The following is a 25,091-nucleotide window of genomic DNA, read 5'->3' on the forward strand; positions in this document are numbered from 1 at the left end:
TATGGATATAAAAGTATCAGTAATTCTTCCAATTTACAATGGCGAAAAGACTCTAGCTAGGACGCTTGAAAGTTTGGTCAGTCAAAGCTTTCACGATTTTGAATTGGTGGCCTGTATTGATGGGTCAAAGGATAGCTCCTTGCAGATACTAAATGATTTTAAAGACAAATTTAAAAAAGTTTCTGTTTTAATTAATGATGAAAATTTGGGATTAGGTTCCACCATGAATCGTTTAGTATCTCATGCTAATGGTGATTATATTGCGGTAGCTGAACAAGATGATTTTTATTATGAAAACAGGCTAACTTTACAAGTTGGTGTTCTTGATTCTAAATCGAATGTTGGTTTAGTATCCGGTATAGCTGATTTTTGGGATGGAGATAAAATTACTTTTCAATTTCCGGGTATTTTAGTCAATGGGGAACAGTATCCTAGGGGGAAAGAAATGTTTTTGTTAAATTATTTACATCAAACAAAAGTTGTGAATAGTTGTATGATGTTTAGAAAGAAAGTACATATTGATAATGGACTGTATTTTTCAAAACATTATCCGAACGTACCAATCGATTGGGCTTATTTTTTGCGGTTTTGTATGGTTTCCGATATTTATGGAATTAATCAATCTTTGGTTTTGTTGGATAGAAGAAATGACAGAAATTCTGTAACTTCTAATAAACAAAAGCAGTTTGCAGCAGCAAGGGAGCTCTTACGATCTTTTTATTATGAATATCCACATTTGATAAGCAAGAAAGATTATAAGTATGCCTTGACTACTCAACATTTAATGGAACTATCAAGTTTTGCCTTATACCAATTTTTACCGTCGTTCATTCTTTTTTTTATTCAAAATCCTTCAGATAAAAGATGGTTGAAGTATGTTGCCAAAAGGATAAATAGGTTCCTCCAAAAATAAGATCGTTAAACAATTTTGAAATTTAAAATTAATTAAAAGCGATAATTGCCTTGATGAAAAAAATAAAAATCCTCTTCACCATCCCCAATTTTGATACTGCCGGAAGCGGTAAAGTGTTGTATGATTTAGCGAAGGGATTGGATGGAGAAAAATTTGAAGTTGAAATTGCCTGTAAAAATTCCAAAGGAGCCTTTTTTAAAGAAGTAGAGCAATTAGGATTCCCTATTCATATTATAGAAACAACGGTTCCATTGCGACCGTATTTTAGTTTATTGTTTCGTATAAAACCTTTTCAAACCTTTGTGAAACAGTATCAATTAGACATCGTTCATTCCTGGAATTGGAGCAGTGATTGGTCCGAAGTTTTGGCCAGTCGTTTGGGAGGAGCTCAATTTGTCTATACTAAAAAAGCCATGAGTTGGGGCAATGTGCATTGGAAAATAAAGAGTTATTTAAGCCACTTTATTATTACCATCAATGAAGAGATGCGGAATTATTTTCCTGATAAAAAACAGCAACAACTCATTCCATTGGGACTGGATACAGACTATTATAGCCCCAATTTATATCCTAAAAAAGATCAAGCTGCCATTTTTAGAATAATTACCGTTGCTAATTTGGTTCCTGTTAAGGGAATTGAGGTTTTGATACAAGCGATTCAACTTCTAGGAAATACCAACATTCATTTAGAAGTTTTTGGTGATGACAGGGATTCTTACGGGAATGAATTAAAACAATTGGTGAAAGAGGTCCAGTTAGAAAACCAGATCTTTTTTTTAGGTAAACATACGGATGTGCGTCCGTTTTTGGTTCAAGCTGATTTGTATGTTATTCCAACTTTAAATGAGGGAAGAAAAGAAGGGATGCCTATGGCACTTGTTGAGGCAATGACGATGGGAATACCAGTTTTAGGGTCGAATATATCCGGGATTAATTTTGTATTAAAGGATTTTCCAGAATTGTTGTTTGAAGCTTCGAATGCAGCAGATTTGAGCGAGAAAATAGCTTTGTTTTATCAAAAATCAGGAGAGGAAAGACATGCAATGGGCCAGAAACTTCGGAAGTATTGTATTGAACATTTTTCAATGGAGCGGTTTATCAAAGCTCATGAGGAATTGTATACGGCACTTGTAGAAAGAAAACGGTAATTGGAAAAGTATCTCGTTTCTCGACTCCGCTCATTTCTCGACTCCGCTCGCATCTCGACTCCGCTCGATGTGACAGAGTGCGTTGCGAGGGTAGTTGTGTTTATTATGGGTAAAAAAGCGCATCTCGTTTCTCGACTTCGCTCGAAATGACGAGCTCGATGTGACAAAGTAGATCATCTCGACTTCTTTTGATTTGAGCCTTCAATAAAAATTCAGGGTGGGATGATAAATTCTTTATGCAGATTTTGTAAAATTGGTGCCTATTTTATCCCGTATTTCCGCTTTTAGTTTATCAAAAAAAAATTATCTTGGCGTGACGCAATTGTAATAAAATAATGAGTATTAAAAATCCAATAATTCCTCATAAACCTTCGTTCGTTGGTGCCCCCAAAACATTGGACTATCAAGCTATTTGTGTTTTTGCAGCGACCGGTTTTTTTCTGGATCAGGATACTTATTATCTGGAACAGAAAGTATTGCAGCCTGCTCAGGAATACCAGATTGATGCGAACCAAATCGTCTCGCAACAATCTTATTTTCGATGGCATTATACACCAAAGGAACGACCACTATCTCAAATTGTACAAGAATTTGCCGTTTTATTTGAGACTATAATTTTGGAACAAGTAGGCAGTCAAAAAGTGATTCTGCCTTTGTCTGGGGGATTAGACAGTCGTACTCAGGCTGCTGCTTTGCATTATTTGGGTAAAGAAGTTCAGGCCTATAGCTATGCATTTGAGGGTGGTCATGACGAGACAAAATACAGCAGGAAAATAGCGCAGGTTTGTGGCTTCCCATTTCGCGACTGGAAAGTGCCTCAGGGGTATTTGTGGGATACAATAGAGTCATTAGCCCAAATTAACGGTTGTTATTCGGAGTTTACCCATCCAAGGCAAATGGCTTTTGTCGATCAATATGCCAGCTTGGGAGAAATTTTCTCCTTAGGCCATTGGGGTGATGTATTGTTTGATGGCATGGGTGTGCCCGATGATTTGTCTTTTGAGGAAAAGGTGAGGGTATTAGTAAAAAAAATAGTCAAAAAGGGCGGAATTGAATTGGCAGAGTCTTTATGGAAGTCTTGGGCATTAGAAGGGGATTTTGAGAGCTATTTAGAAGAACGAATACGTGTATTGGTATCGAAAATTAATATTCCCCAGAATGCGAATGCACAAATACGTGCCTTCAAAAGTTTGTATTGGGCGCCCCGCTGGACCAGTACCAATCTTTCGGTTTTTGAATCGGTTCGACCTGTTTCAGTTCCTTATTATGATAATCGTATGTGTGCCTTTATTTGTTCGGTACCCGAAAAATATTTGGCTGGACGCCAGATTCAAATTGAATACCTGAAAATGCGCCTGCCTGCTTTGGCCAAAATCACTTGGCAGGACCATCGTCCTTTCAATTTGTATCAGTACCATTGGGATCATCGACCTTGGAATCTTCCCTATAAAATAACGGATAAAATCAAACGAAGTTTGGTGTCTACTCCCCTGATTCAACGCAATTGGGAATTACAGTTTTTAGGGGTAGAGAATGATAAACAATTGAAACAATGGCTTTTTGAGAATCCTGCCTTTACAAAATTTATAGATCCGGCGGTTGTTTCTGAATTTTATACTAAGTTTACCCAAGAAGAAGCGGTTTATTATTCGCATTCGGTCAGTATGTTGTTAACGCTATCCTTGTTCAGTAAACAAAAATTATAATGGTTCCAATAAAAATTGCCATCTATTCCGGGGAAATTCCTTCTACGACCTTTATTGACAGGTTGGTGGCAGGTATGGCGCAGACCGGTTATCGCATTTATCTTTTTGGAACTTTAAAAAAGAAAAAGAAATACGGAAAAAATGTACTAATAGTAGGCTATGCCAATCGTTTCCAAAAGTTAGTCCAGTATTTGTATTTTGCTGTTTTATTGTTGCTGTTTCAAAATAAAGACAAAAAAAAATTAGACCGCCTACTTCTCCAACACGGGAATGATTCCTTTAGGTATAAAGTGAAATACTATCCTGTTTTGTACTATCGTCCGGACATTTTTCATTTACAATGGGCCAAAGGCGTTGGAGATTGGATGTGGGTGCAGGAATTTGGTATGAAATTTATTGTCAGTCTTAGAGGTGCTCACATTAATTATTCTCCAATTGCTGATGAGCAATTACGAAAAAGATATGCGCACTGTTTTCCGCAAGTGGACGGTTTTCATGCTGTATCTAAAGCCATTGCTTTTGAAGCTGAAAAGTATAATGCTTCTTTAGCTAAAATTAAAGTTGTTTATAGTGGATTATCGATGAGTAATTTGGATTTTGAAAATCATTCTATAATTAATAATCCATTAAAAGTAGTTTCGATTGGTCGTTCTCATTGGAAAAAAGGCTATTCCTATGCTTTAGATGGGTTGAAGATTTTGCAAAGCCAATCATTTAATTTTGACTATTCGATTATTGGTATTGGTACCGATGAAGAATTGCTGCTACAACGTTCGCAATTGGGTCTGGAAGAAAAAGTACGTTTTGTTGCTCCAATGCCTTTTGAGGCGGTTCTGGCTGCGCTTCGGGAAGCAGATGTATTACTCTTACCCAGTGTGGAAGAAGGGATTGCCAATGTGGTTCTGGAAGCGATGGCTTTGGGAACTGTAGTGATTGCAACAGATTGCGGTGGTATGAAAGAAGTGCTTACTGATGGTGCGAACGGATTTTTGGTTCCTGTCCGAAACCCCTTGGCTTTAGCCGAAGCATTACAAAAAGTCACTGCTCTAACGGTAACTGACTATCAAAAATTAAGTTATGCTGCCAGAAAAACGATTGAGCAGCAACATTCGCATGCCCAAATGATTGCCGGGATGAAAACTTTGTACGAATCTGTTTTAAATGAACGATCATGAGGATAGGATTAGTTTTAGCTGCTGTTCCAGGGTATTCTGAGACCTTTTTTGTCAACAAAATAAAAGGGCTGCAATCACATGGGCATGAAGTGATTCTTTTTGTCAATTCAGGCAACAAACAAAAAACTTTTGAAAAAGTAACTGTCGTTGCGGCACCACAGTTGTCAGGAAATCCGGTATTTGTTTTTTTACACCTTGGCTATTCCTTTTTGGTATTGTTGCTGTTTCATTTTGGAACGGTATTACAATTGTATCGTTTGGAACGAAAGGATGGCAGTGCTCATTTTTCTATAGTAAAGAAGATAGTAACTAACCGTCATCTGCTTGTTGCAAGATTGGACTGGCTTCATTTCGGATTTGGCACCATGGTTTTGGAAAGGGAAAATTTGGCTCAGGCTATAGGGGCTAAAATGGCGGTGAGTTTCAGGGGATTTGACTATTATGTGTATCCGATGAAGCATCCGCATTGTTATGCGAAACTCTTTTCTAAAGACGTCAGGTACCATGTCCTTTCTGACAGCATGAAAAAGGGACTTGTACAGCAAGGTGTTCCAGCAGCTGCTATCTTTAAAATCACTCCTGCGATTGCTACAGATCAATTCACAGGGACTGCTGATTTGTTGTTTCCAAGAGAATTGAAGATGGTTACTGTTGCGCGTTTGCATTGGATTAAAGGCTTGGAATATATCTTAGAAGCTTTGGCTTTACTTCAGCAGCAAGGAATTATGTTTCAGTATACAATTATCGGTGACGGACCCGAAAAAGAACGTTTGCTATTTGCGGCCCATCAATTGGGCTTGGCTAATCAGGTTACTTTTGCAGGGAAATTGCCTCCTTCGGAAGTTAAAAAAGCGTTGGAACAATCCGATGTGTATCTGCAATACAGTATTCAGGAAGGGTTTTGTAATGCTGTTTTGGAGGCACAAGCCATGGGGAAAATTTGTATTGTGAGTGATGCAGAAGGATTGTCTGAAAATATTATTGATAAAGAAACCGGTTTTGTAGTTCCAAAAAGAAATCCAGTATCTTTATGCGAGAAAATTGTGGAAGTGGTTAAAATGTCTGAAAGTGAAAAGAAGACAATGATGGGAAGGGCAATAACAAGGACTGCTGCTGAATTTAAATTATCTAGACAAATTAAAAAGTTTACAGCGTTTTATGAGAGTGATTAAGAGAAATAAAAAAAAGATTAAATTATGGTTTGTGAAATATAAATTTTTTCTTAACTATTTTTATAAGATTTCGTTCTTTCACAAATCAGATAGAAAGCAAATAATAGTCGTTTTTGATGGAAATTTTCAACATGGAGGTTTAGTAGACAGATTGAAAGGAATTGTTTCTTTTTATCAGATTGCTAAAAAGGTGAATGCTGATTTTAAAATATATTTTAAGCATCCATTTGAGATAAATCTTTTTTTAGAGTCCAATTTATACAATTGGAATTCAAATGCAGCTGACTTACAATGGAATCCTGCTAGTACAGAAATTCTCTACTTGATGGATGATTTTAATACCAATCCAAAAGAACTAATTATTAGTAGTAATAAAAAAAAGTTTATTGTTTACTCCAATATTGACTATTCCATTACTATTAATGAAGGATTTAATTTAGATGAGCAAAATGCTGCATGGAGAAGATCATTTCATGAATTATTTAAAAAAAGTGATTATTTAAATTCAAAAATAGTATCACTTTTCTTGGAAAATAAAAGAATTGCAATTCATACGAGATTTACTTCTATATTAGGGGATTTTAAAGACTCCAGCCACAAGGTGGTTTCTAATGAAAGAAAAGAAGAGATAAGAGAAACAATAAAAAATACTGTTATGGAAATTTCGAAAGCAAACCAAGGGGATGTAATTTATGTATTTTCCGACAGTATTAATTTTTTAAATTATATCAAACGACAGACTTCTTGCAAAGTAATTGAAGGAGATCCAAAGCATATTGATTATACTAAACATTCAAAAGTTAGTATCGAAAATCATTTAAAAACGTTTGCTGATTTCTTTGTTATTGCAGAAAGCGAAACGGTTTTTTTATTAAAAACGGAAGAAATGCATAATAGTGCTTTTGCTAAATACGCTGCGATTGTTGGAGATAAAGAGTTTAAAACAATTAATATTTAGTTTTATAATATGTTAAGTAAAAAAAATATAAAGAATATTTTGATAAAATTAAAGTTATGGGATCTTCTAAAGAAAATTGCTAAAAAAGATATCGGACAACCTTTAAATAAAAATTTGTTTGATGAGGGAATCCAATTTTATAGTCAGTTTATTGAAAAAGATGATTTAGTATTTGATGTTGGAGCAAATTTCGGAAATAGAGTAGAGATTTTTTTAGGGCTTGGAGCAAAAGTAATTGCCATTGAACCTCAAGAAAAATGCGTAAAATATTTAACAAAAAAATATAGGAATAAGATAATAATAGAAAATATTGGATTGGGTTCAAAAAATGAAATAAAGCAATTTTTTGAAGCAGATAATAGTGTTTTATCTACTTTTTCAGATTCTTATATTAACAAAGTAAAAGATACAAGACACAAAACATCGATTTGGAAAAAATCTAAATTAATTCAAGTCAAAACGATGGTAGAATTAGTGAATTTATACGGAGAACCAAAATTTATTAAAATTGATGTAGAAGGTTTTGAATTAGAGGTATTTAGTGGTTTTGGTCAAAAATCTGGAATTATTTCATTCGAGTACAATGTTCCTGAATTGCATAATGAGCTTGTTGCTTGTGTCAAAAAATTAAAAGATTTAGGATATGATTCGTTCACTTATTCAATAGGTGAGTCTATGAAAATGGAAAGCAAATGGTTAGATTCAAACCAGTTACTTGAGATTATTTCTAGTAATTCATTTCTAAAGTCAGGCTTTGGGGATATTTATGCTAAATGAAATATAGTGCAAAAGCAATAAAATAATTCTATTTTGATGAAAAAAAAATTAAGACAAAAAGTCACAAAATTTCTAGGTTACATTGGTATAACACCTTATATATATTATGCATATAAATTCAATGATCCATTTCTTGTAAAAAAGAAATTATTTCGGAATAAACCAATAGTTATTTTTGATGTTGGAGCTCATGATGGAAGAAGTATTACACTATATAAAAAACATTTTACAGCTAGTACTATATTCTCTTTTGAACCTACACCAAAAACGTATCTCCAATTAGAAAAAACTGCCAAAAAATACAGTAATTCGTTTGTCTTCAATATTGCGTTAACCTCATTTATAGGTCAAACAGAATTTTATTTGAATAACTCTTCTTTAACTAATTCATTATTAAAGTCTTCTGATGTTGAAAATGCTCTATCTAAAGTAATAGAGACAAAAGAAAAAATAATAGTGAACACTAATACAATAGATCAATTTTGTATTGAAAATAAAATCGAAAGAATTAATATATTAAAGATTGATGTACAAGGAGCCGATTTGAATGTTTTAATAGGTGCTACAAATATGCTGAAGGAGCAAAAAATTGATTTGATTTTTGTTGAAGTTGAATTTATAGAAATGTATGAAAATCAACCCCTTTTTCATGATGTTAGTTTGTTTTTAAGATCTTTAAATTACGATTTGTTTTCTTTTTATAATATGAGTATTGATAAAATGGGTCAGATAATTTATGGGGATGCAATATTTTTACCCAAATTCAATAAAATGTGAAAATCTACATACCACATACTCATTTTTCTATTTCGGATAAGCGCCATTTATTCATTTTAACCCGTCCTTTTTTTCATGAAAAAGGATGGGGTAATGGTTTTGTTTTTCAGGATAGAGTATATACTTGTTTTGATAGAGTCAATGAAATAGAAGAAGCTGATGTTATTTTACTGCCGTTTCCTGTAAATTATTATGCAAGTCAAGGGAAAGTAAATGATTTACTACTTATTAATCAAAAGTGTCAAAAAAAATCTAAAAGAGCATTTACTTATATACAAGGTGATTTCGGAATCGCATATCCCGAATTTTCCAATATTACTTATTTTCGAATGGGAGGTTTTCGATCGCAATTATCCGAAAACAATAAGGGGTTTCCTGTGGGGTTATCCGATCATTTTCAGGGGATTTATAAGCAAGAAAGCATCAGTCCACTTGCCAAACGGGAGTTGGCTGTTGTAGGGTTTTGCGGTCATGCGACGACATCAGTATCAAAGCGGTTGAAAGAATTGGCTAAATGTATGAAAGAAAATGGGAGACGCTTGTTTCAAAATCCATTTCGAAAGGATTGGGAGCCTTTGTTCGCATCGGCTTATGAGCGAGCCAAATTGCTGGGGTATTTGGAAGATTCATCTTTGCTAAAAACCAATTTCATCTATCGCAATCAGTATAGGGCTGGAGCTCAATCGGAAGCTGAAAGAAACCGAACCACATTAGCCTATTTCGACAATATTTCCGCTTCGGATTATGTCTTGTGCGTTCGTGGTGCCGGTAATTTTTCGGTACGTTTTTATGAAACCCTGATGATGGGTAAAATACCCGTTTTTGTGAATACCGATTGTTTGTTGCCTTTTGAAGATCAAGTCAATTGGAAGGATCATGTCGTTTGGGTGGAATGGAAAGATAGAAAAAAAATTGCCCAAATCGTGAGCGATTTTCATCGAAACTTATCTAATGAAGCTTTTATACAGTTGCAATTGAATAACCGAAAATTATGGAAAGAAACGCTTTCTGTGAGAGGGATGCTGGAAATGATGGAAAAGCATCTTGTTTCTCGCATCTCGACTCCGCTCGATGTGACACGCTCGATGTGACACGCTCGAAATGACGCGCTCGATGTGACAGAGGTATTGCTAGGGTAGTTGTGATTATTACGAAGATTAGTGTTAGGTAAAAATAGCATCTCATTTCTCGATTTCGCTCGATATGACACGCTCGATGTGGCCGCAAGGTGGTGTTAAGACGATTTTCAGGTCGAGCGGAGTCGAGACCCTTGTTTAGCTGATACAGTCATCGATTGAAATGCATCTCGTTTCTCGACTTCGCTCGAAATGACAGGCTCGATGTGACAGTGTGCTTGCTAGGGTAGTTGTGATTATCATGAGGATTGGTGTTAGGTAAAAATAGCATCTCGTTTCTCGACTTCGCTCGCATCTCGACTCTGCTCGATATGATGCGCTCGATGTGACAGAGTGTATTGCTAGGGTAGTTGTGTTTATCATGAAGATTGTTGAGAGGTAAAGATAGCATCTCGACCCCGCCTGTATCTCGACTCCGCTCGATATGACAAGGAGGTGTTGTTAAAATCTTTGTTGTGATTAGGAAGTGCATCTCGTTTCTCGACTTTGCTCGAAATGACGGGCTGGATCTGACAGAGTGGATTGTTATGAGAGTTGTGTTTAATATGGTTTGAAAAAAAACAAAATGATATTTAATTTTTTACAATACTTAAAACCCATATGGTACTTTAATCTAAGACCGCAGACGGATTTTGGTTATTTTCCAACAGAGAGACAACTCAAAGAAGTTGGTTGTGCTATTGCCAAAGATGTTCGATACCAAAGTGAAGCGGCCAGAGACCGGGATTTTGGTTGGACGGCTTTTCAGCAGGGTTTTATTAGTGCGAAAGGGGAAACAGGATTTGATGTGTGGGAGCCAGTGATCCTGCCGGTTTTTGACGAATATATTTTTTTGCGTAAAAATTTTCATCAGGCCTGGGTTTGGTATGTATTGCTGTTGCGACTGATGAGTTTTAAAAATCCTTTTGTAGAATGGAAAGGATTTCTTGGGAGCCGAAAAGTAAAGCGAGTTGATTATTCCAAAGACGCTTTTGAATATCAGGAGTATGATTCTTTTCAGAGTCCACTTGTGGCTTCAAGGCCTTTGGTTTCGGTTGTGATTCCCACGCTTAACCGATATATATATCTAAAAGATGTTTTACGTGATTTGGAAAAGCAAACCTATAAAAATTTCGAAGTCATTGTGGTTGATCAAACCGATGCTTTTCGGGCTGAATTTTACCAAGGATGGCAATTGGATTTAAAGCACCGGTTTCAGGAAGAAAAAGCGCTTTGGCGTGCCCGGAATGAAGCGATACAATCCGCCAAAGGAGATTATATTTTGTTGTATGATGACGATTCTTTGGTTGATGAATATTGGATAGAAGCACATTTAAAAGGGCTGGATTATTTTCAAGCCGATTTGTCTTCGGGAGTGTCCATCAGTACAGTTGGGGCCGAAGTACCGAAGCATTACAGCTATTTCAGATGGAGTGATCAACTGGATACTGGCAATGTATTGTTGAAAAAGTCTGTTTTCAACGAAATTGGATTCTTTGACCGCCAATTCGAAAAACAGCGCATGGGTGATGGGGAATTTGGATTGCGAGCCTATTTAGCCGGTTATAAAAATATTTCCAATTACAAGGCTAAACGCATACATTTGAAAGTAAGTGAAGGTGGTTTACGTCAGATGGGGAGTTGGGACGGCTGGCGCCCAAAAAAATTATTGGGATCCCGACCTGTTCCGAGTGTGTTGTATTTGTCCCGAAAGTATTTTGGTAATTCATTGTCGCGATGGTACGTTTTGCATGCTATTTTACCGTCCCTAGTGCCTTATCAGTTTAAAAGCAATCGAGCTTTGAAAATACTTTCGTTTGTTTTGATTCCGTTTTTGTTGCCTTTGGTTTGTTTTCAGGTATCGAAATCGTGGCGATTGTCATCATTTAAATTGAAAAAAGGATTTATTTCATGACAAAAAAAATAATTATATTAACTTCTGAATTCCCACCGCTTCCAGGAGGCATTGGCAATCACGCCTATCATCTGGCGGATCAATTGGCTGAAAACGGTTATGAAATTAAGGTTTGCACGAATCAGCGTTCTTTGGTTTTAGCAGATGATTTGAAATTTGATCAAAAGTTGCGGTTTGAGGTTTGCCGAATTCTGCGCTATTCTTTTTCATTTTTGACTTATTTTCAGAGGATTTGGTTGGGATTTCAATTGGTTCTTTCCAATAAACCGAATGTCATCATCGCTTCGGGGAAATTTTCATTGTGGCAAGTGGCTTTTTTGAAGTTGTTTTTTTCTAAAAAACAGTTTGTTGCAGTTATGCATGGTTCCGAATTGTTTGCAGGAAATGGTATCAGCCAAAGGATGACCCAATGGAGTTTGAAACGGTTTGATGCGTTAGTTGCGGTTTCTCATTTTACCAAAAATATGGCTTTGGCGATCAACCCCAAATTAAAAATAAGTGTGATTAACAATGGTTTTTCGGTTCCAAAAGTTGCTCCAGATGTGACTACAATTCGGTTAAAAGGTTATCCTCGATTGGTTACCGTAGGCAATGTAAGCTACCGCAAAGGACAGCAAAATTTGATTGCCGCGCTTCCGAAAATAAAGGAAAAGTTTCCGGAGGTTCATTACCATGTCATAGGATTGTCAGCTGAGCAAGAAGATTTTAAAAGACGGGCCGAAGCCTTGGGGGTTTTGGATGCGGTGAGTTTTCATGGAGTTCTGTCTGATGAAGATTTATTTTCTATAGTAGCTGTTTGTGATGTTTTTGTAATGTTGAGTGAGCGTTTAGATAATGGTGATGTTGAGGGGTTTGGGATTGCTGTTTTGGAAGCCAATGCGTTAGGATTACCTGCCATCGGTTCTTCGGACAGCGGTATTGTTGATGCGATATCCGAGAATTATTCCGGAAAGTTAGTGTTGCCTCACGCTATTGAATCTGTTAGTGCTGCTTTGGAAACCATTATGAAAGATTATGATTCTTATTCTGCTAATGCTAAAGCCTGGTCGAAACGATTCGAATGGCCTATTGTAATTAAAGACTATCTAAAACTGATTGAAAAATGAAACGGAAAAAGTTAGTCATTATATCGCATACCGAGCATTATGCAGATGCGGATGGAATTGTAAAAGGTTGGGGATCCACAGTCAATGAAATTAATTTTCTGGCGGATAGTTGGGAAACGATTTATCATGTAGGTTGCTTGTATTCTGCCGACGCACCAGCAAGTTCCCTGGCTTATACTAAAGATAATATTCACTTTGTGCCAATTCCTCCTTACGGAGGGAAACGACTTTGGGATAAGTTTTTAATCCTAGTTAAACTGCCTAAAATTATATTTCAGGTAGTCAGAACCGTCCGAGGAGCTTCGGAAGTGCAATTGCGGTTGCCTACCAGTATGGGGTTGTTTTTATTACCCTTATTTTCTTTTTTCATTCCTAGAACTTTTACTTTTTGGTTAAAATATGCCGGCAATTGGGCTCAAGTGGATCCTCCGATTGGTTATGCCATCCAACGATGGTGGTTGCAAAAAAACATTGCGCGATGCCCTGTTACAATTAATGGATTTTGGAGGGACCAACCAACCCACTGCTTGTCATTTGAAAATCCGTGTTTAACTAATGAAGACATAGAGGAAGGAAAGTTAATCGGTAGCGATAAAACTTTTACAGGGCCTTTCGAATTTGTATTTGTTGGTAGATTAGAAAAGGAAAAAGGAGTTGATAGAATCATTGAAGCTTTATCTCAAATTGAAATTTCCCAAATCAAAAAAATGCACTTTATTGGAGATGGTATTTCTAAAGAAAAGTACAAAAGAGAAACCAAATTTTTAGGAGATAAAGTTCAATTTTATGGATTTTTAAATAGTGGTGATGTCCATCAGTTGCTTAAAAGAGCCCATTTTGTATTATTACCGAGTACAGCATCAGAGGGTTTTCCAAAAGTAATTGCCGAAGCCGCTTGTTATGGAGTTATTCCAATAGTATCCAATGTGGGAAGTATTGGTCACTATATTGATAATACAAATGGTTTTGTCTGGGATGTTACATCAGATATTTCCTATAATGAGGTTCTTTTAAATACCGTGAATAGTAATGCCTCTCTATTAAAAGAAATGTCTGGTGTTGTTTTAGAATTGGCAGAAAAGTTTACATTTACCAATTATATTTCAAAACTTAAATTGTCTGTTTTACAATCCATACGATGAATCAATTCTCCTATTTTTTTCAGGATATTTCTCGAATAATTGGGAAAAAAAAGTATCGACTGTTAGTTGTTGTTTTTACAAGGACTTTTTGGGGACTGCTGCTATACAGGATGGAACGGGCTGGGTATTTGGTTTTTGGAAGGTTCTATGGGGTCCTGCGTTTGCCATTTATTCCTTTTTTTACGATTGTACAAAGCTTTTCGAACATTGATATTCATTATAAATCTTCTATAAAAGGGGGGATATTAATCCTGCACCCCTCAGTAGGAGCGGTGGTATCGGCCAGAGCTACTGTAGGTAAAAATTTGACTTTGACCGGAGGAAATATTATTGGTTTTAATGGGAATCGAAAAAATGATGTTTTTGTCATTGGAGATGACTGTATTCTTGGCGCTAATGCCACTGTTATTGGTCCATTGATTTTGGGGAATAGTATTACCATAGGGGCTTCCTCCTGTGTGGTAAAGAGTTTTATGACGGATCATTTAATTTTAGCTGGCGTTCCTGCGATACCACTTCATAAAGAGCATGCAAAATAGAGACACTACAGATAGCCATTATATCCAATTTATACTGTTGCATTTTATGCTAGGGATTGTCGTTTTTCTATTTCGGCCCCTATCAATGGGGTATGCTGCGTTGATCCTTATTAGCGGTTGTTATTTTATTATTAAAAACCGGAATGCCAATAATGAGGTTTTGTTTTGGTCGGCCTATATCGTTGCGGCTGAAGTCTTTTTGCGAATGACCAAGGGGAATATCGGGAATGAATATGCCAAATATGGTGTTATGATTTTCATGTTATTGGGAATTTATTATAGTGGAATCTCCAAAAGAACGCTGCCTTATTGGATGTATCTCCTGTTTTTGATACCTGGAATACTTGTTGGTGTTGTGAATCTTAGTTTTGATGCGGATATTCGAAAGGCGATTGTTTTTAATGTGTCAGGCCCAATCTGTTTGGCTATTTCCTGTATTTACACAGTCAATCGAAGGGTTTCTTTTTCGGATATTGAAAAAATGACCCGATGGATGACGTATCCCATAGCGGCTATGCTTATTTATTTGTTTTTATTTAATCCCAGTGTTCGGGATGTAGTCACGGGAACTGATTCTAATTCGGCAACCTCGGGTGGATTTGGGCCCAATCAGGTGTCCACCATTTTGGGTTTGGGGATGTTTGTGGTCTTTGTACGTTTATTGTTTTTTTCGAAGAGTCTTGTACTACTTGCTTTCAATAGTTTTTTTTTGTTGGCGTTGGGTTATCGAGGGCTGATCACTTTTTCAAGAGGAGGAGTGTATACCGGGATAGCCATGATTATAGTATTGTTGATGGCTACTTATCCTGTTGTTTCCCTAAAGGGAAAGTTTAAGGTGAATGTGGTTTCTATTTTGTTAGTGGTATCAGGAATTGCGGTTTTTGGGTATAGTATTGCCCAAACAGGGGGACTTATTTTGAACCGTTATAAAGGAGAAGATGCTTTGGGTAGAGAGAAAGTTAGTAAATTTTCTGGTCGAGAAGTGTTGGTGGAAACAGAACTAGCCATGTTTTATGACAATCCTATTACCGGTATCGGTGTGGGAAAAAATAAAGAATACCGGAAAGAATTAACGGGGATAAATTTGGCTACTCATAACGAAATAACCCGAATGCTAGCCGAACATGGATTTTTAGGGATTGTTAATTTGCTGATTTTGCTAATTACTCCCTTTGTTTTTTATCTGGATAACCGGCAGCATATTTTCTTATTGTCGTTTTTTGTTTTTTGGTTTTTGACCATCAATCATGCCGCCATGCGTATAGCCGCACCTGCTTTTATTTATTCCCTTACTTTATTACAGGTAATACTCGTTGAAAAACCGGTTTCAGTCAGGAAATAGAGGATTGAAAAATCGGTTCGTTTGTGCTATTGTGAGGATATTCTTTCTGTATCAAATGGTTAAATTCTTTTTAGGAAAAGTACGGTATTGTATTCTAAACTAAATTACTAAATTGCAGCACCAAACATAAAATAGCCAAATGTCTGTTGCCAACAAAATACATTTTGAAATATCAGAAAGAAAACTTATTCTGCGTTTTTTTGACGGTGTTTTTGTTCTGACTGCTTTGTACTTGTTAGGCTGTTTTTCAGGATTTACTTATTTTTCTTTTTCAGTTACCAATTATTATTGGATCTTGGTATTGGCAGTGTATCTGAATGCGTTTGGGACTATTTTTGAAATGTATGATCTCCAAGTGGCCAGCAATCAGTTTCAGGCGGTAAAGAGTGTTCTGCTCACGGCTTCCACGACGGTATTGGTGTATTTGTTAACCCCTTTTTATTCTCCTGTGTTGCCCTCTAACAGACTGCAATTAGTCTACTTTTATTTAGCGGTATTTTTGGCACTGCTTTTATGGAGGATGGTCTATGTAATGTTTTTGGCATCCAATCGGTTTTTACAAAGCGCAGTGTTGATTTGTGATAAAGAACAGGTAGAGGAACTTATTTTAGGGTTGGAAAACATTGACCCCCATTATAGAATTGTAGCCTATGTGAACTCGGATTCTAATGGTGCAGGAGATTCGGAATACCATTATGTGCAGCATATTAAAAGGGATGATCTGATTTCTTTTGTGAAAGAAAACAGTATTGCTGAAATTGTTGTTGCTTCCCAGAAAACTGAAGGAATAACGGTGGATTTGTACCATCAATTACTTTATTTGTTAGAATCGGGAAACATTATTCGGGAATACACACAGGTCTATGAAAGCAAAACCCAGCGAATTCCGGTGCAGTACATAGCCCGTGATTTTTATCGTTTTTTTCCATTTAGCAGAAGCAATAACAATAAGCTGTATTTATTGACCGTAAGATTGTTAGAAATTGGTGCTTCATTACTAGGGCTGTCTCTTGGAATTGTCAGTCTTCCTTTTCTGCTGATTGGTAATGCGATAGGAAACAGAGGAAGTTTGTTCTATACTCAGGAACGGGTGGGAAAAGACGGAGTGGTTTTTGAAATTTTGAAATTAAGGACTATGATCATCAATGCAGAAACTAATGGAGCTGTTTTCACTACACATAATGATTCCAGAGTTACCGCATTTGGCAAGTTTCTGAGGAAAACCAGAATTGATGAATTTCCGCAATTTGTAAACGTATTAAAGGGAGAAATGGCTATTATTGGTCCACGTCCCGAAAGGCCTGTTTTTGTTGATGAAATTGCGAAAATAATGCCTTTTTACGAAACCCGACACGTTATTAAACCGGGACTTACCGGCTGGGCACAGGTCAATTATTCGTATGGGGGAACCATCGATGACAGCCTTATAAAACTGCAATACGACCTGTATTACATCAAACATCGAAGCATTTATCTGGATTTAAACATTATGTTTAAAACAATTACCACTGTTTTGTTTTATAGAGGGCAGTAAGTCATTTTCTTTTTCTGACAGCAGAGAGATTTTTTCATAACTTTTAGGACTGTACTGGAACTTGTCGATGCTTCATTAGTATTTTTGTCAAAACGACACCGCTAGTTACCACCATAGGCAGTACCACTAACAAATGGGCTTTATTGATTAAAATAATCAGGTAAACGAATATAGAGGCCAGATTAAATAGCGTCAGATTGTTCATCCATTTTTTGTTTTTTGTAAAATGAAAATAGAGTAAAGCCAGTAAAGTAGGATTGAATAACAAAATATTATAATTGTATGCCAGTTCTTTATGGAACGAGTAAAAACCAGTGAAGATAAAAAACAAACCTAAAAGGGATAGTGTTCCAAGATAGAACACATCAATGCTTCTTTTATTGATGACAAGGATGCCCCCAAGAAGAAGGATATAGGTATACCAATTGTTCCACCAGGAAACAGGGATTTCTTTCTCGAATTCAATAATGGTTTTGTTTTCTTTGACCAGCGGATGATTCTGAAAAGAAACAGTTTTTAAGCTTTTCTGCAATTCGAATGGTAAAAAGATCTGCGTGCCCAAACCATCGACTTTTGTTCCAAAAATGATGCTGGTTCCTAGCTTTTCATAAAAATGATTGTCAAAATAAGGATACAGAATGGTGCGATAGGTGATTTCGGTATCAGTGTTTTTTACTATGGCAACCGTATCCAATGTTTTGTTAATGACATCAACGACCATTGAAGTACAGTTTTTATCTATAAATTTATAGGTGTAATAGCGATTTTCCAATTGTAAGGCTTTGTTCAGATTCTCAAACAATTTCTGCTTGAGTGTGTCCGGAATTTGCAGTTCCTGTTCGTACACCGATCTTCTGTCGTAGGTGTAATCATTTATAAAATCGGCATAAGAATGCGCTACGGCAAAATACTGTAAGTCTCCTTTTATAAACTTCAACACAAAATTAGGGGTACCAAAATCAAAGGCACCATAATTGTAAACTATATCTATGTAATTAGCCGGATCGTTTACCCGAACAGCTGTATGTCCGAACAGGGAATAGGATTCATTTCCGGTGCCGCAGGTTATCACACTGATACGGGCATTTTTTGATAATTGGATATTTTGAATGTCTTGGCCGAAACTGTGTTGTATCGTTGAAAACAGAATTATAAAAAAGAAAATTTTTTTTGCTAAAGAAGTGCTCATTCGTTTGCTGTTAAAAATATAAAGAGTGTCATTTTTTGAAATCCATTATCATTATAAAATGAAATTTTTGTTTTCAAGTACTCTTTGTCGATATTGTTTTGCAAAGATACTCAAAGTGAACAAAGAGTCTTTCAAAGTTTTTTGATACCAATAAAAAAATTCACGATAAATAAAAAAGATTCGTGATTGTTACATTAATTTCTAAACTGTCCCAAATCTACTTTTACCGAAAAAATATTCGAATATAAGGCTGTACTTTGGTTTCCCAAATCAGTCAGGGCATAATCAATCTGAATGCCTTTGTATTTAAAACCCAATCCGATATTGGGTTGGAATGAAACTTTGCCTACGATGTCGAGATCAAACCCTTCAATTTGTCGAATATCCTGGAAATTACCAACCCCTGCTCGGACGAAAACCAAATCGGTATAACCGAATTCCAGTCCTAAGGCGGGATCGATACTCACAAAATCGGTCGAGATAAGATCATTAGTTTCAGCGAACCGCATGTTCATATTGGCTGCAGCCAAAAGACTGTAATCATAATGAATGATAAATTTTTTAGCTATTCCCAGTTGTGCTTTTGGAGCGGTAATCTCAATGCTCTCCGGTAATTCCTGATTTTCTCCGGGAATGGTATTGGCGATTTTTTGGTATTCTTCTTCATCGATACTCCAAACATTATAGGTGGTGGTTATATCCCGGAGCATTATCCCAAATTGCCAATCGTTTCTTTCGAATTGTAATCCGACGTCAAAACCAAATCCCCAAGAATTGGCAAAGTCTCCAATAATACGTCGAATCACTTTGGCATTGACACCATACTGAAATCCAGGAACAGGTAATTTTCGGGCATAGGAAAAAGTAAAACCATAATCGGCAGTTGAAAAAAGACTGATTCGGTTGTAATCGATATTCCCTTCGCTGTCAATTAATTCGGTCGTATTTAAAATATCATCTACACCAAAACGGATCAGCGAGATTCCCCAAGCGCTTTGGTCGTCTATGGGGCTGGCGTAGGCTAAATAATCGTATTGGGCAATATTGGCAAAATAGTTGGCGTGCATTAAAGCGACCTGATGATCTTCGAGCTGTGTCAGTCCCGCGGGATTCCAATAACCCGAATTGACATCCATTGTTGAAGCAACAACCGTATTGGCCATACCCAATGCAGCGGCATCCACACCAATATTCATAAACTCATTCGAGTATTTTCTGACGGTCTGGCCATAAAAAAGGGTGCCGGTCAAAAGGAATAAGAAAAAGAAAGTTTTTTTCAAAAGGATTATTTTGCAAACCAAAAGGGGCTTATTTTTTACCAAAAATATAATTTTTTACCGAGCTTATTTCTTACTTAGGGTAAATAATGTAAAAGTAGCAGTGTTGGTGAAAAATCTCTATTGAAAACGCAGTTCTCTTGAACTTATTATAGTAAATTTGCCCACCATGACCTCTAAATTCAAATTAACATGAATATAAAAAAACACATTCCGAATATCATTACTTTATTGAATCTTTTTTGTGGTTGTATCGCAGTGGTTTTTGTGGTGAAGATGAATTTTGAAATGGCCTTCTATTTTGTCAGTCTCGGTATTTTTTTAGATTTCTTTGATGGTTTTTTTGCAAGATTGTTTAAAGTATCCAGTCCTCTGGGTTTGCAATTGGATTCATTGGCTGATATGGTTACCAGCGGCGTGGTGCCGGGATTAGGGATGTTTTATTTAATGTCAAATAGTCAAATCAGTGAATCTTCCAAAGAAATTTTACCTTATCTGGGTTTTCTGATTACTTTGGGTTCCTGCTATCGTTTGGCGAATTTTAATATCGATACCCGTCAGACCGATTCGTTTATAGGTTTGCCAACGCCTGCGAATGCACTTTTTATTTTGAGTTTGCCTTTGGTTTTGGAATATTCGGATTCATTAATTGTTCTTGAAATCCTGACTAATTATGGAGTTTTATTGGTAATCTCTTTACTGAGTGCTTATATTCTGAATGCTGAGATTCCGCTATTTTCACTAAAAATCAAGAAATTTAATTTCAAGGACAATGCTCTTCAGATTGTCTTTCTCACGCTATCTGTTTTGTTTTTGGTTTTCTTTCAATATTTGGGAATTCCAATGGTTATTATTTTTTATGTCTTACTTTCAGTGGTAAACAATACCTTTTTGAAAAAGTAGTTTTTGTTGAATGAAAAGAAAAAGTACCCGACCTAGAACGACTTATGCCCGTAAGTCCAAAACGAAATCTTCTTTTTTTACAGGGAAATTGCTTCGTTATCTGAGTGTTATTTTTTTTGTTCTCCTTTTTTTTGGATTGCTTTACCATTATCGTGAAGGTTTAGCATATTATTTTAGTTTTAAATCGGATAAGGTATTGAGTGATGCGGCCGAATCCAAACGTTTTTCGGATATTCGGAATTTTCAGGTTTTAGAAAAGCATGAGGGTAAATCAATTGGCTTGGATGTTTCTGAATACCAGGAAAAAATCAGCTGGTCTTATGTCGATACTTTGGAACAAAAATACCCCTTGGATTTTGTATTCATTCGCGCGACAGTGGGGAAAGATAGAGTTGATCATCGATTTAAAAGGAACTGGCTTGGCGCCAAAGACAATAAGATGATACGAGGAGCGTATCATTATTACCGTCCTAATGAAAATTCCATCGAGCAAGCGGAACTATTTATTCAAACAGTACGACTTCAGAAAGGCGATTTACCTCCAGTTTTAGATATTGAAAAACTTCCGAGAAATCAATCTATAGACAGTCTTAAAGTAGGATTGAAACGCTGGCTCAACAAAGTGGAAGCGCATTATAAAGTAAAGCCTATAATCTATACCGGTGAGAAATATTATGATGATTTTCTAAAAGAAGAATTTAGTGATTACCTTTTTTGGATCGCTAATTATAATTTTTACAGGGAAGAAATTGACGGGGATTGGCTGTTTTGGCAATTTACCGAAAAAGCGAAGGTGCCGGGAATAACAACCAAGGTAGATATTAATATTTATAATGGGGATTTGGAGCAGTTGCGTTTTATTACTGTGGAGTAAGTTTTCAGTCTCAGTCGCAGTTTTTAGTGGTAGTTTTCAGTCTCAGTAATCAGTGTTAGATAGCTAAACAAAACATGAGATTTCAAGATTTAAACCTTTTAATCTCTTTGGAAATACTGTTTTAAAAAGTGTCTATTATGGTTTTGAATGAATTTCTTTTGGCTTTAGCCAAAGGTGTTTTGAAGGAATAATTTATTGGCTTTAGCCGAAATCAGACTGTTTTTGTAAACTGACTATTTTTTCAGAATGAAGGTTATTATAGCCAAAAAAAGAGTAAGGAAAACAAAAAACAAGACAGAGTTTCTATTGGCAAAGTTTACTGTCCATCCCATCCAAGGCGTTCTTTTTGGAGGTAGAATCCGCTTGTCTTCAGGGTTGTAATAAAAAAAGCCATACACCCAATTGTTTGGATCCTTACGCCATCTCTCTAATGTTTCCGGGCTTGGTTTCTGGTGTTCCATTTTAAACTTTTAGAGGTTTAAAACTCTAATTTTTTCTTTCTCAATTCGAAGTTTTGTCCCAAGTAAACGCGACGTACCATTTCATCTTCTACCAATTCTTCGGGAATTCCAGCTTTTAGAATTCCTCCTTCAAACATCAGGTAGGTTTTATCGGTAATCGCTAAGGTTTCTTGTACATTGTGGTCGGTAATAAGAATTCCGATATTTTTATTTTTTAATTGCGCCACAATGCGTTGAATATCCTCAACGGCAACAGGGTCAACACCTGCAAATGGTTCGTCCAGAAGAATAAATTTTGGGTCGGTAGCCAGACAGCGTGCAATTTCGGTACGACGACGTTCTCCTCCCGACAGCAAATCGCCACGGTTGGTGCGAATGTGCTGTAAACTGAATTCATCAATCAGACTTTCCATTTTCGCTTCTTGTTCGGCTTTGGATAGTTTGGTTAATTGAAGAACACTCAGGATGTTGTCTTCTATGCTAAGTTTTCTGAAAACAGAGGCTTCTTGTGCCAAATAGCCAATACCATGTTGGGCTCTTTTGTACATTGGGTAATCGGTAATGTCCAAATCATCCAGATAAATATTACCTGCGTTGGGTTTTACCAATCCAACAATCATATAAAAAGAAGTGGTTTTTCCGGCACCGTTGGGACCCAAAAGTCCTACGATTTCTCCTTGGTTCACTTCTACCGAAATGCCTTTTACAACGCTTCGTCCTTTATAGGTTTTTATAAGATTATCGGCTCTTAATTTCATTTTTTGTAATTTATCGTTGATTGTTTAACCGTTTAAAGGTGGAATCGTTTAACTGTTTAATCGCGGCAAATAAACGAATAAACAGTTAAACGATTCCACTTCTTAACAATTATTTAGTTTCTGCGTTTTCTTCCAGTGCTTCCCAGAATTCATAGGCTCTGCGCAAATGAGGGACAACAATTGTACCTCCCACAAGCGTTGCAATTCCCATTGCTTCCATCATTTCTTCTTTGGTCACGCCTTCTTTGTGACTGGTTTCCAGATGGTATTTTACGCAATCATCACAGCGTAAAACGGCAGATGCTACCAAGCCCAAGAGTTCTTTGGTTTTCACGTCAAGTGCTCCCGCAGCATATGCATTGGTGTCTAAGTTGAAAATTCGCTTTACAATTTTATTATTGTCTGCCAATAATTTTTCGTTCATTTTAGAACGGTATTCATTGAATTCTTGAATGATATCAGCCATTTACTTTCTTTTGGTTTTTTACGACAAGTACCGAAATAAAGATACTTGCTTCGTAGATTAATAACATAGGTAAGGCAACAATTATCTGGCTCACTACGTCAGGAGGTGTGACAATAGCGGCTACAATAAGGATGATAATTACAGCATATTTCCAATATTTTCTTAAAAAGGTTGGTGTAACCAAACCTAATTTCGTCAAGAAATAAATAATAATGGGTAATTCGAAAAACAATCCACAAGCGATTACACTTGTTTTTACCATTCCGATGTAAGAATCAATACTGAATTGGTTCTTGACAACATCACTTACTTTGAAAGTGGCAAAAAAGTTAACCGACATGGGTACGATTACAAAATAACCGAATAAAACGCCAAAAAAGAATAATAGTGAGGATACAAAAATAAAAAGTTTGGCATGTTTTCTTTCTTTTTCATACAAAGCCGGACTGATGAATTTCCATACTTCCCATAATATAATGGGAAAACCGAGTATGAAGCCTGCGGTTATACAGGTCCAGATTAAGATGTTCACCTGTCCTTCCATATCCGTATTTTGGATAATAAAAGGCATTTCGGTTACGCAAATACTGTCAGCAAAACCCAATTGATGTGACAAATCACAAAAATAGCGGTAGGTAATAAAATCAGCTTTGGTAGGTCCAAAGATGATTACGTCAAATATGTAATCACTTATAAAAAAAGTAACTGTAGCCATGATTAAAATAGCAATCGTGCTACGGACCAATAACCATCTTAATTCTTCAAGATGATCTAAAAAAGACATTTCGTTTAAGTTTTTCTTAGCCATTATACAATTCCTTCTTTTAGAATGTCATGTAAATGTAGCACGCCTTTGTATTCCATCTCGTCTACAACAACTAATTGTGTGATGGAGAAATCCTCCATAATATTAAATGCATCTACTACCATAGCGTTGGATGATGTCATTTTTGGGTTTTTAGTCATAATGTCTTTAGCGGTTAAATCAGCAAAAGTATCTCTGTCGTTGAGCATTCGTCGAATGTCACCGTCAGTAATAATTCCAACTACTTTGTTATCTTCTACAACAGCTGTAACTCCCAATCGTTTTTCGGAAATTTCAAAAATTACTTTTTTGATTGGAGCATCCGGAGCAACCATTGGTTTCAAGGAATGTTCCAACATGTCTTTGACACGAAGTAATAATTTTTTACCTAAAGCACCTCCCGGGTGATATACAGCAAAATCCTCTGCTTTAAAATCGCGCATTTCCATCAGGCAAACAGCAAGGGCATCGCCCATAACTAATTGAGCTGTAGTACTGTTTGTTGGGGCAAGGTTATTTGGACAGGCTTCTGCTTCTACAGTAGTATTCAAAACAAAATCAGATCCTTTGGCCAAAAATGAGGTCATGTTTCCTGTGATACCGATTAATGTATTTCCAAAACGTTTCAAAAGAGGAACCAAAACTTTTATTTCGGGACTGTTACCGCTTTTTGAAATACAAATAATTACATCTTCGTTTTGAATCATTCCCAGGTCACCATGAATGGCTTCAGAAGCATGAAGAAACAGAGAAGGTGTTCCGGTTGAATTAAAAGAGGCGACCATTTTTTGTGCAATGATGGCGCTTTTTCCTATTCCGGTAACCACTAATCTGCCTTTTGAATTGTAGATTGCCTGTGTTGCTTCTATGAAATTTTCATCCAGAAAATCTGTGAGTTTAGCAATAGCATTGCTTTCGGATAAAATAGTTTTTTTGGCGCTGGCCAATATATTTTCTTTAGTTATCAAAACAGAATGGTTAAAATTTGTAAGTGTAAAAGAAAGTTGTATCTTTATGTGATGCAAATTTATACAAAATA

The 25,091-nt window shown here is 36.3% G+C and carries 24 protein-coding genes; 17 read left to right on the top strand and 7 right to left on the bottom strand.

Annotated elements, in window-relative coordinates; all coding sequences use genetic code 11:
• Window position 1: 1 nt before the first annotated feature.
• The 15 genes from ABEB23_RS00935 to ABEB23_RS01005 all read left to right on the top strand — a co-directional run bounded on the left by ABEB23_RS00935 (window position 2) and on the right by ABEB23_RS01005 (window position 17,319).
• Window positions 2-913, top strand: coding sequence for a glycosyltransferase family 2 protein (locus ABEB23_RS00935; RefSeq protein ID WP_348810496.1), 912 nt, complete (start codon window positions 2-4; stop codon window positions 911-913).
• Between the two features lie 53 nt (window positions 914-966).
• Complete coding sequence (locus ABEB23_RS00940) at window positions 967-2,061, top strand: glycosyltransferase (RefSeq protein ID WP_348810497.1); 1,095 nt, start codon at window positions 967-969, stop codon at window positions 2,059-2,061.
• A 335-nt stretch (window positions 2,062-2,396) separates the two neighbouring features.
• Complete coding sequence (locus ABEB23_RS00945) at window positions 2,397-3,767, top strand: asparagine synthase-related protein (protein WP_348810498.1); 1,371 nt, start codon at window positions 2,397-2,399, stop codon at window positions 3,765-3,767.
• Window positions 3,767-4,942, top strand: coding sequence for a glycosyltransferase family 4 protein (locus ABEB23_RS00950; RefSeq protein ID WP_348810499.1), 1,176 nt, complete (start codon window positions 3,767-3,769; stop codon window positions 4,940-4,942). The genes ABEB23_RS00945 and ABEB23_RS00950 overlap by 1 nt, the downstream gene beginning before the upstream one ends.
• Window positions 4,939-6,114 (top strand): glycosyltransferase family 4 protein, encoded by a 1,176-nt coding sequence (locus tag ABEB23_RS00955; protein ID WP_348810500.1) that lies wholly within the window; start codon window positions 4,939-4,941, stop codon window positions 6,112-6,114. Before ABEB23_RS00950 ends, ABEB23_RS00955 begins: the two co-directional genes overlap by 4 nt.
• A gap of 151 nt (window positions 6,115-6,265) precedes the next feature.
• A complete protein-coding gene (locus ABEB23_RS00960; RefSeq protein ID WP_348810501.1) occupies window positions 6,266-7,072 on the top strand; it encodes a hypothetical protein in 807 nt (268 codons plus the stop codon).
• A gap of 9 nt (window positions 7,073-7,081) precedes the next feature.
• A complete protein-coding gene (locus ABEB23_RS00965) occupies window positions 7,082-7,849 on the top strand; it encodes an FkbM family methyltransferase (protein ID WP_348810502.1) in 768 nt (255 codons plus the stop codon).
• Window positions 7,850-7,885: 36 nt separating this feature from the next.
• Entirely contained in the window at window positions 7,886-8,626 is a 741-nt protein-coding gene (locus tag ABEB23_RS00970; RefSeq protein ID WP_348810503.1) for an FkbM family methyltransferase, read from the top strand.
• Entirely contained in the window at window positions 8,623-9,717 is a 1,095-nt protein-coding gene (locus ABEB23_RS00975; RefSeq protein ID WP_348810504.1) for an exostosin domain-containing protein, read from the top strand. The genes ABEB23_RS00970 and ABEB23_RS00975 overlap by 4 nt, the downstream gene beginning before the upstream one ends.
• Before the next feature lie 610 nt (window positions 9,718-10,327).
• A complete protein-coding gene (locus ABEB23_RS00980) occupies window positions 10,328-11,656 on the top strand; it encodes a glycosyltransferase family 2 protein (RefSeq protein ID WP_348810505.1) in 1,329 nt (442 codons plus the stop codon).
• Window positions 11,653-12,762 carry a glycosyltransferase family 4 protein gene (locus tag ABEB23_RS00985; RefSeq protein ID WP_348810506.1) on the top strand — a complete coding sequence of 370 codons (1,110 nt, stop codon included), beginning with the start codon at window positions 11,653-11,655 and terminating at the stop codon, window positions 12,760-12,762. Before ABEB23_RS00980 ends, ABEB23_RS00985 begins: the two co-directional genes overlap by 4 nt.
• Window positions 12,759-13,904, top strand: a complete 1,146-nt coding sequence (locus ABEB23_RS00990) for a glycosyltransferase (RefSeq protein ID WP_348810507.1) — start codon at window positions 12,759-12,761, stop codon at window positions 13,902-13,904. Before ABEB23_RS00985 ends, ABEB23_RS00990 begins: the two co-directional genes overlap by 4 nt.
• On the top strand, window positions 13,901-14,443 hold the full coding sequence (locus tag ABEB23_RS00995) for a serine acetyltransferase (protein WP_348810508.1): 543 nt from the start codon (window positions 13,901-13,903) through the stop codon (window positions 14,441-14,443). The genes ABEB23_RS00990 and ABEB23_RS00995 overlap by 4 nt, the downstream gene beginning before the upstream one ends.
• Entirely contained in the window at window positions 14,433-15,785 is a 1,353-nt protein-coding gene (locus ABEB23_RS01000; protein WP_348810509.1) for an O-antigen ligase family protein, read from the top strand. The genes ABEB23_RS00995 and ABEB23_RS01000 overlap by 11 nt, the downstream gene beginning before the upstream one ends.
• 139 nt (window positions 15,786-15,924) lie before the next feature.
• On the top strand, window positions 15,925-17,319 hold the full coding sequence (locus tag ABEB23_RS01005) for an exopolysaccharide biosynthesis polyprenyl glycosylphosphotransferase (RefSeq protein WP_348810510.1): 1,395 nt from the start codon (window positions 15,925-15,927) through the stop codon (window positions 17,317-17,319).
• Between the two features lie 43 nt (window positions 17,320-17,362).
• On the opposite strand, the gene ABEB23_RS01010 is transcribed toward ABEB23_RS01005, so the two are convergent.
• Window positions 17,363-18,508: a lipoprotein N-acyltransferase Lnb domain-containing protein gene (locus tag ABEB23_RS01010; RefSeq protein ID WP_348810511.1), complete on the bottom strand. Its 1,146-nt coding sequence runs from the start codon at window positions 18,506-18,508 to the stop codon at window positions 17,363-17,365.
• A 194-nt stretch (window positions 18,509-18,702) separates the two neighbouring features.
• Window positions 18,703-19,788, bottom strand: a complete 1,086-nt coding sequence (locus tag ABEB23_RS01015; protein WP_498371351.1) for a putative type IX sorting system protein PorV2 — start codon at window positions 19,786-19,788, stop codon at window positions 18,703-18,705.
• A gap of 189 nt (window positions 19,789-19,977) precedes the next feature.
• Here ABEB23_RS01015 and ABEB23_RS01020 point away from each other — a divergent pair, with 189 nt between their 5' ends.
• Both ABEB23_RS01020 and ABEB23_RS01025 read left to right on the top strand, forming a co-directional pair.
• A complete protein-coding gene (locus ABEB23_RS01020) occupies window positions 19,978-20,688 on the top strand; it encodes a CDP-alcohol phosphatidyltransferase family protein (RefSeq protein WP_348810512.1) in 711 nt (236 codons plus the stop codon).
• A gap of 10 nt (window positions 20,689-20,698) precedes the next feature.
• Window positions 20,699-21,562, top strand: coding sequence for a glycoside hydrolase family 25 protein (locus tag ABEB23_RS01025; RefSeq protein ID WP_348810513.1), 864 nt, complete (start codon window positions 20,699-20,701; stop codon window positions 21,560-21,562).
• Between the two features lie 233 nt (window positions 21,563-21,795).
• On the opposite strand, the gene ABEB23_RS01030 is transcribed toward ABEB23_RS01025, so the two are convergent.
• The 5 genes from ABEB23_RS01030 to ABEB23_RS01050 form a co-directional block, all read right to left on the bottom strand.
• The gene (locus tag ABEB23_RS01030) at window positions 21,796-22,023 is read right to left on the bottom strand and encodes a DUF5808 domain-containing protein (RefSeq protein ID WP_348810514.1); all 228 of its coding nucleotides are present in this window, start codon (window positions 22,021-22,023) and stop codon (window positions 21,796-21,798) included.
• Window positions 22,024-22,040: 17 nt separating this feature from the next.
• Window positions 22,041-22,781: an LPS export ABC transporter ATP-binding protein gene (gene lptB / locus ABEB23_RS01035; RefSeq protein WP_348810515.1), complete on the bottom strand. Its 741-nt coding sequence runs from the start codon at window positions 22,779-22,781 to the stop codon at window positions 22,041-22,043.
• 109 nt (window positions 22,782-22,890) lie between these two features.
• Complete coding sequence (locus ABEB23_RS01040; RefSeq protein ID WP_348810516.1) at window positions 22,891-23,247, bottom strand: carboxymuconolactone decarboxylase family protein; 357 nt, start codon at window positions 23,245-23,247, stop codon at window positions 22,891-22,893.
• Window positions 23,240-24,055 carry a twin-arginine translocase subunit TatC gene (gene tatC / locus ABEB23_RS01045; protein WP_348810517.1) on the bottom strand — a complete coding sequence of 272 codons (816 nt, stop codon included), beginning with the start codon at window positions 24,053-24,055 and terminating at the stop codon, window positions 23,240-23,242. Before tatC ends, ABEB23_RS01040 begins: the two co-directional genes overlap by 8 nt.
• On the bottom strand, window positions 24,055-25,020 hold the full coding sequence (locus ABEB23_RS01050) for a KpsF/GutQ family sugar-phosphate isomerase (RefSeq protein ID WP_348810518.1): 966 nt from the start codon (window positions 25,018-25,020) through the stop codon (window positions 24,055-24,057). Before ABEB23_RS01050 ends, tatC begins: the two co-directional genes overlap by 1 nt.
• Window positions 25,021-25,091: the final 71 nt, after the last annotated feature.

Source organism: Flavobacterium maritimum (assembly GCF_040049085.1).
GTDB lineage: Bacteria > Bacteroidota > Bacteroidia > Flavobacteriales > Flavobacteriaceae > Flavobacterium > Flavobacterium maritimum.

Coding starts and splice junctions, on each gene's coding strand:
- ABEB23_RS00935 (WP_348810496.1), top strand. CDS start 2: ATGGATATAAAAGTATCAGTAATTCTTCCAATTTACAATGGCGAAAAG.
- ABEB23_RS00940 (WP_348810497.1), top strand. CDS start 967: ATGAAAAAAATAAAAATCCTCTTCACCATCCCCAATTTTGATACTGCC.
- ABEB23_RS00945 (WP_348810498.1), top strand. CDS start 2,397: ATGAGTATTAAAAATCCAATAATTCCTCATAAACCTTCGTTCGTTGGT.
- ABEB23_RS00950 (WP_348810499.1), top strand. CDS start 3,767: ATGGTTCCAATAAAAATTGCCATCTATTCCGGGGAAATTCCTTCTACG.
- ABEB23_RS00955 (WP_348810500.1), top strand. CDS start 4,939: ATGAGGATAGGATTAGTTTTAGCTGCTGTTCCAGGGTATTCTGAGACC.
- ABEB23_RS00965 (WP_348810502.1), top strand. CDS start 7,082: ATGTTAAGTAAAAAAAATATAAAGAATATTTTGATAAAATTAAAGTTA.
- ABEB23_RS00970 (WP_348810503.1), top strand. CDS start 7,886: ATGAAAAAAAAATTAAGACAAAAAGTCACAAAATTTCTAGGTTACATT.
- ABEB23_RS00980 (WP_348810505.1), top strand. CDS start 10,328: ATGATATTTAATTTTTTACAATACTTAAAACCCATATGGTACTTTAAT.
- ABEB23_RS00985 (WP_348810506.1), top strand. CDS start 11,653: ATGACAAAAAAAATAATTATATTAACTTCTGAATTCCCACCGCTTCCA.
- ABEB23_RS00990 (WP_348810507.1), top strand. CDS start 12,759: ATGAAACGGAAAAAGTTAGTCATTATATCGCATACCGAGCATTATGCA.
- ABEB23_RS00995 (WP_348810508.1), top strand. CDS start 13,901: ATGAATCAATTCTCCTATTTTTTTCAGGATATTTCTCGAATAATTGGG.
- ABEB23_RS01000 (WP_348810509.1), top strand. CDS start 14,433: ATGCAAAATAGAGACACTACAGATAGCCATTATATCCAATTTATACTG.
- ABEB23_RS01005 (WP_348810510.1), top strand. CDS start 15,925: ATGTCTGTTGCCAACAAAATACATTTTGAAATATCAGAAAGAAAACTT.
- ABEB23_RS01010 (WP_348810511.1), bottom strand. CDS start 18,508: ATGAGCACTTCTTTAGCAAAAAAAATTTTCTTTTTTATAATTCTGTTT.
- ABEB23_RS01020 (WP_348810512.1), top strand. CDS start 19,978: ATGAATATAAAAAAACACATTCCGAATATCATTACTTTATTGAATCTT.
- ABEB23_RS01025 (WP_348810513.1), top strand. CDS start 20,699: ATGAAAAGAAAAAGTACCCGACCTAGAACGACTTATGCCCGTAAGTCC.
- ABEB23_RS01030 (WP_348810514.1), bottom strand. CDS start 22,023: ATGGAACACCAGAAACCAAGCCCGGAAACATTAGAGAGATGGCGTAAG.
- lptB (WP_348810515.1), bottom strand. CDS start 22,781: ATGAAATTAAGAGCCGATAATCTTATAAAAACCTATAAAGGACGAAGC.
- ABEB23_RS01040 (WP_348810516.1), bottom strand. CDS start 23,247: ATGGCTGATATCATTCAAGAATTCAATGAATACCGTTCTAAAATGAAC.
- tatC (WP_348810517.1), bottom strand. CDS start 24,055: ATGGCTAAGAAAAACTTAAACGAAATGTCTTTTTTAGATCATCTTGAA.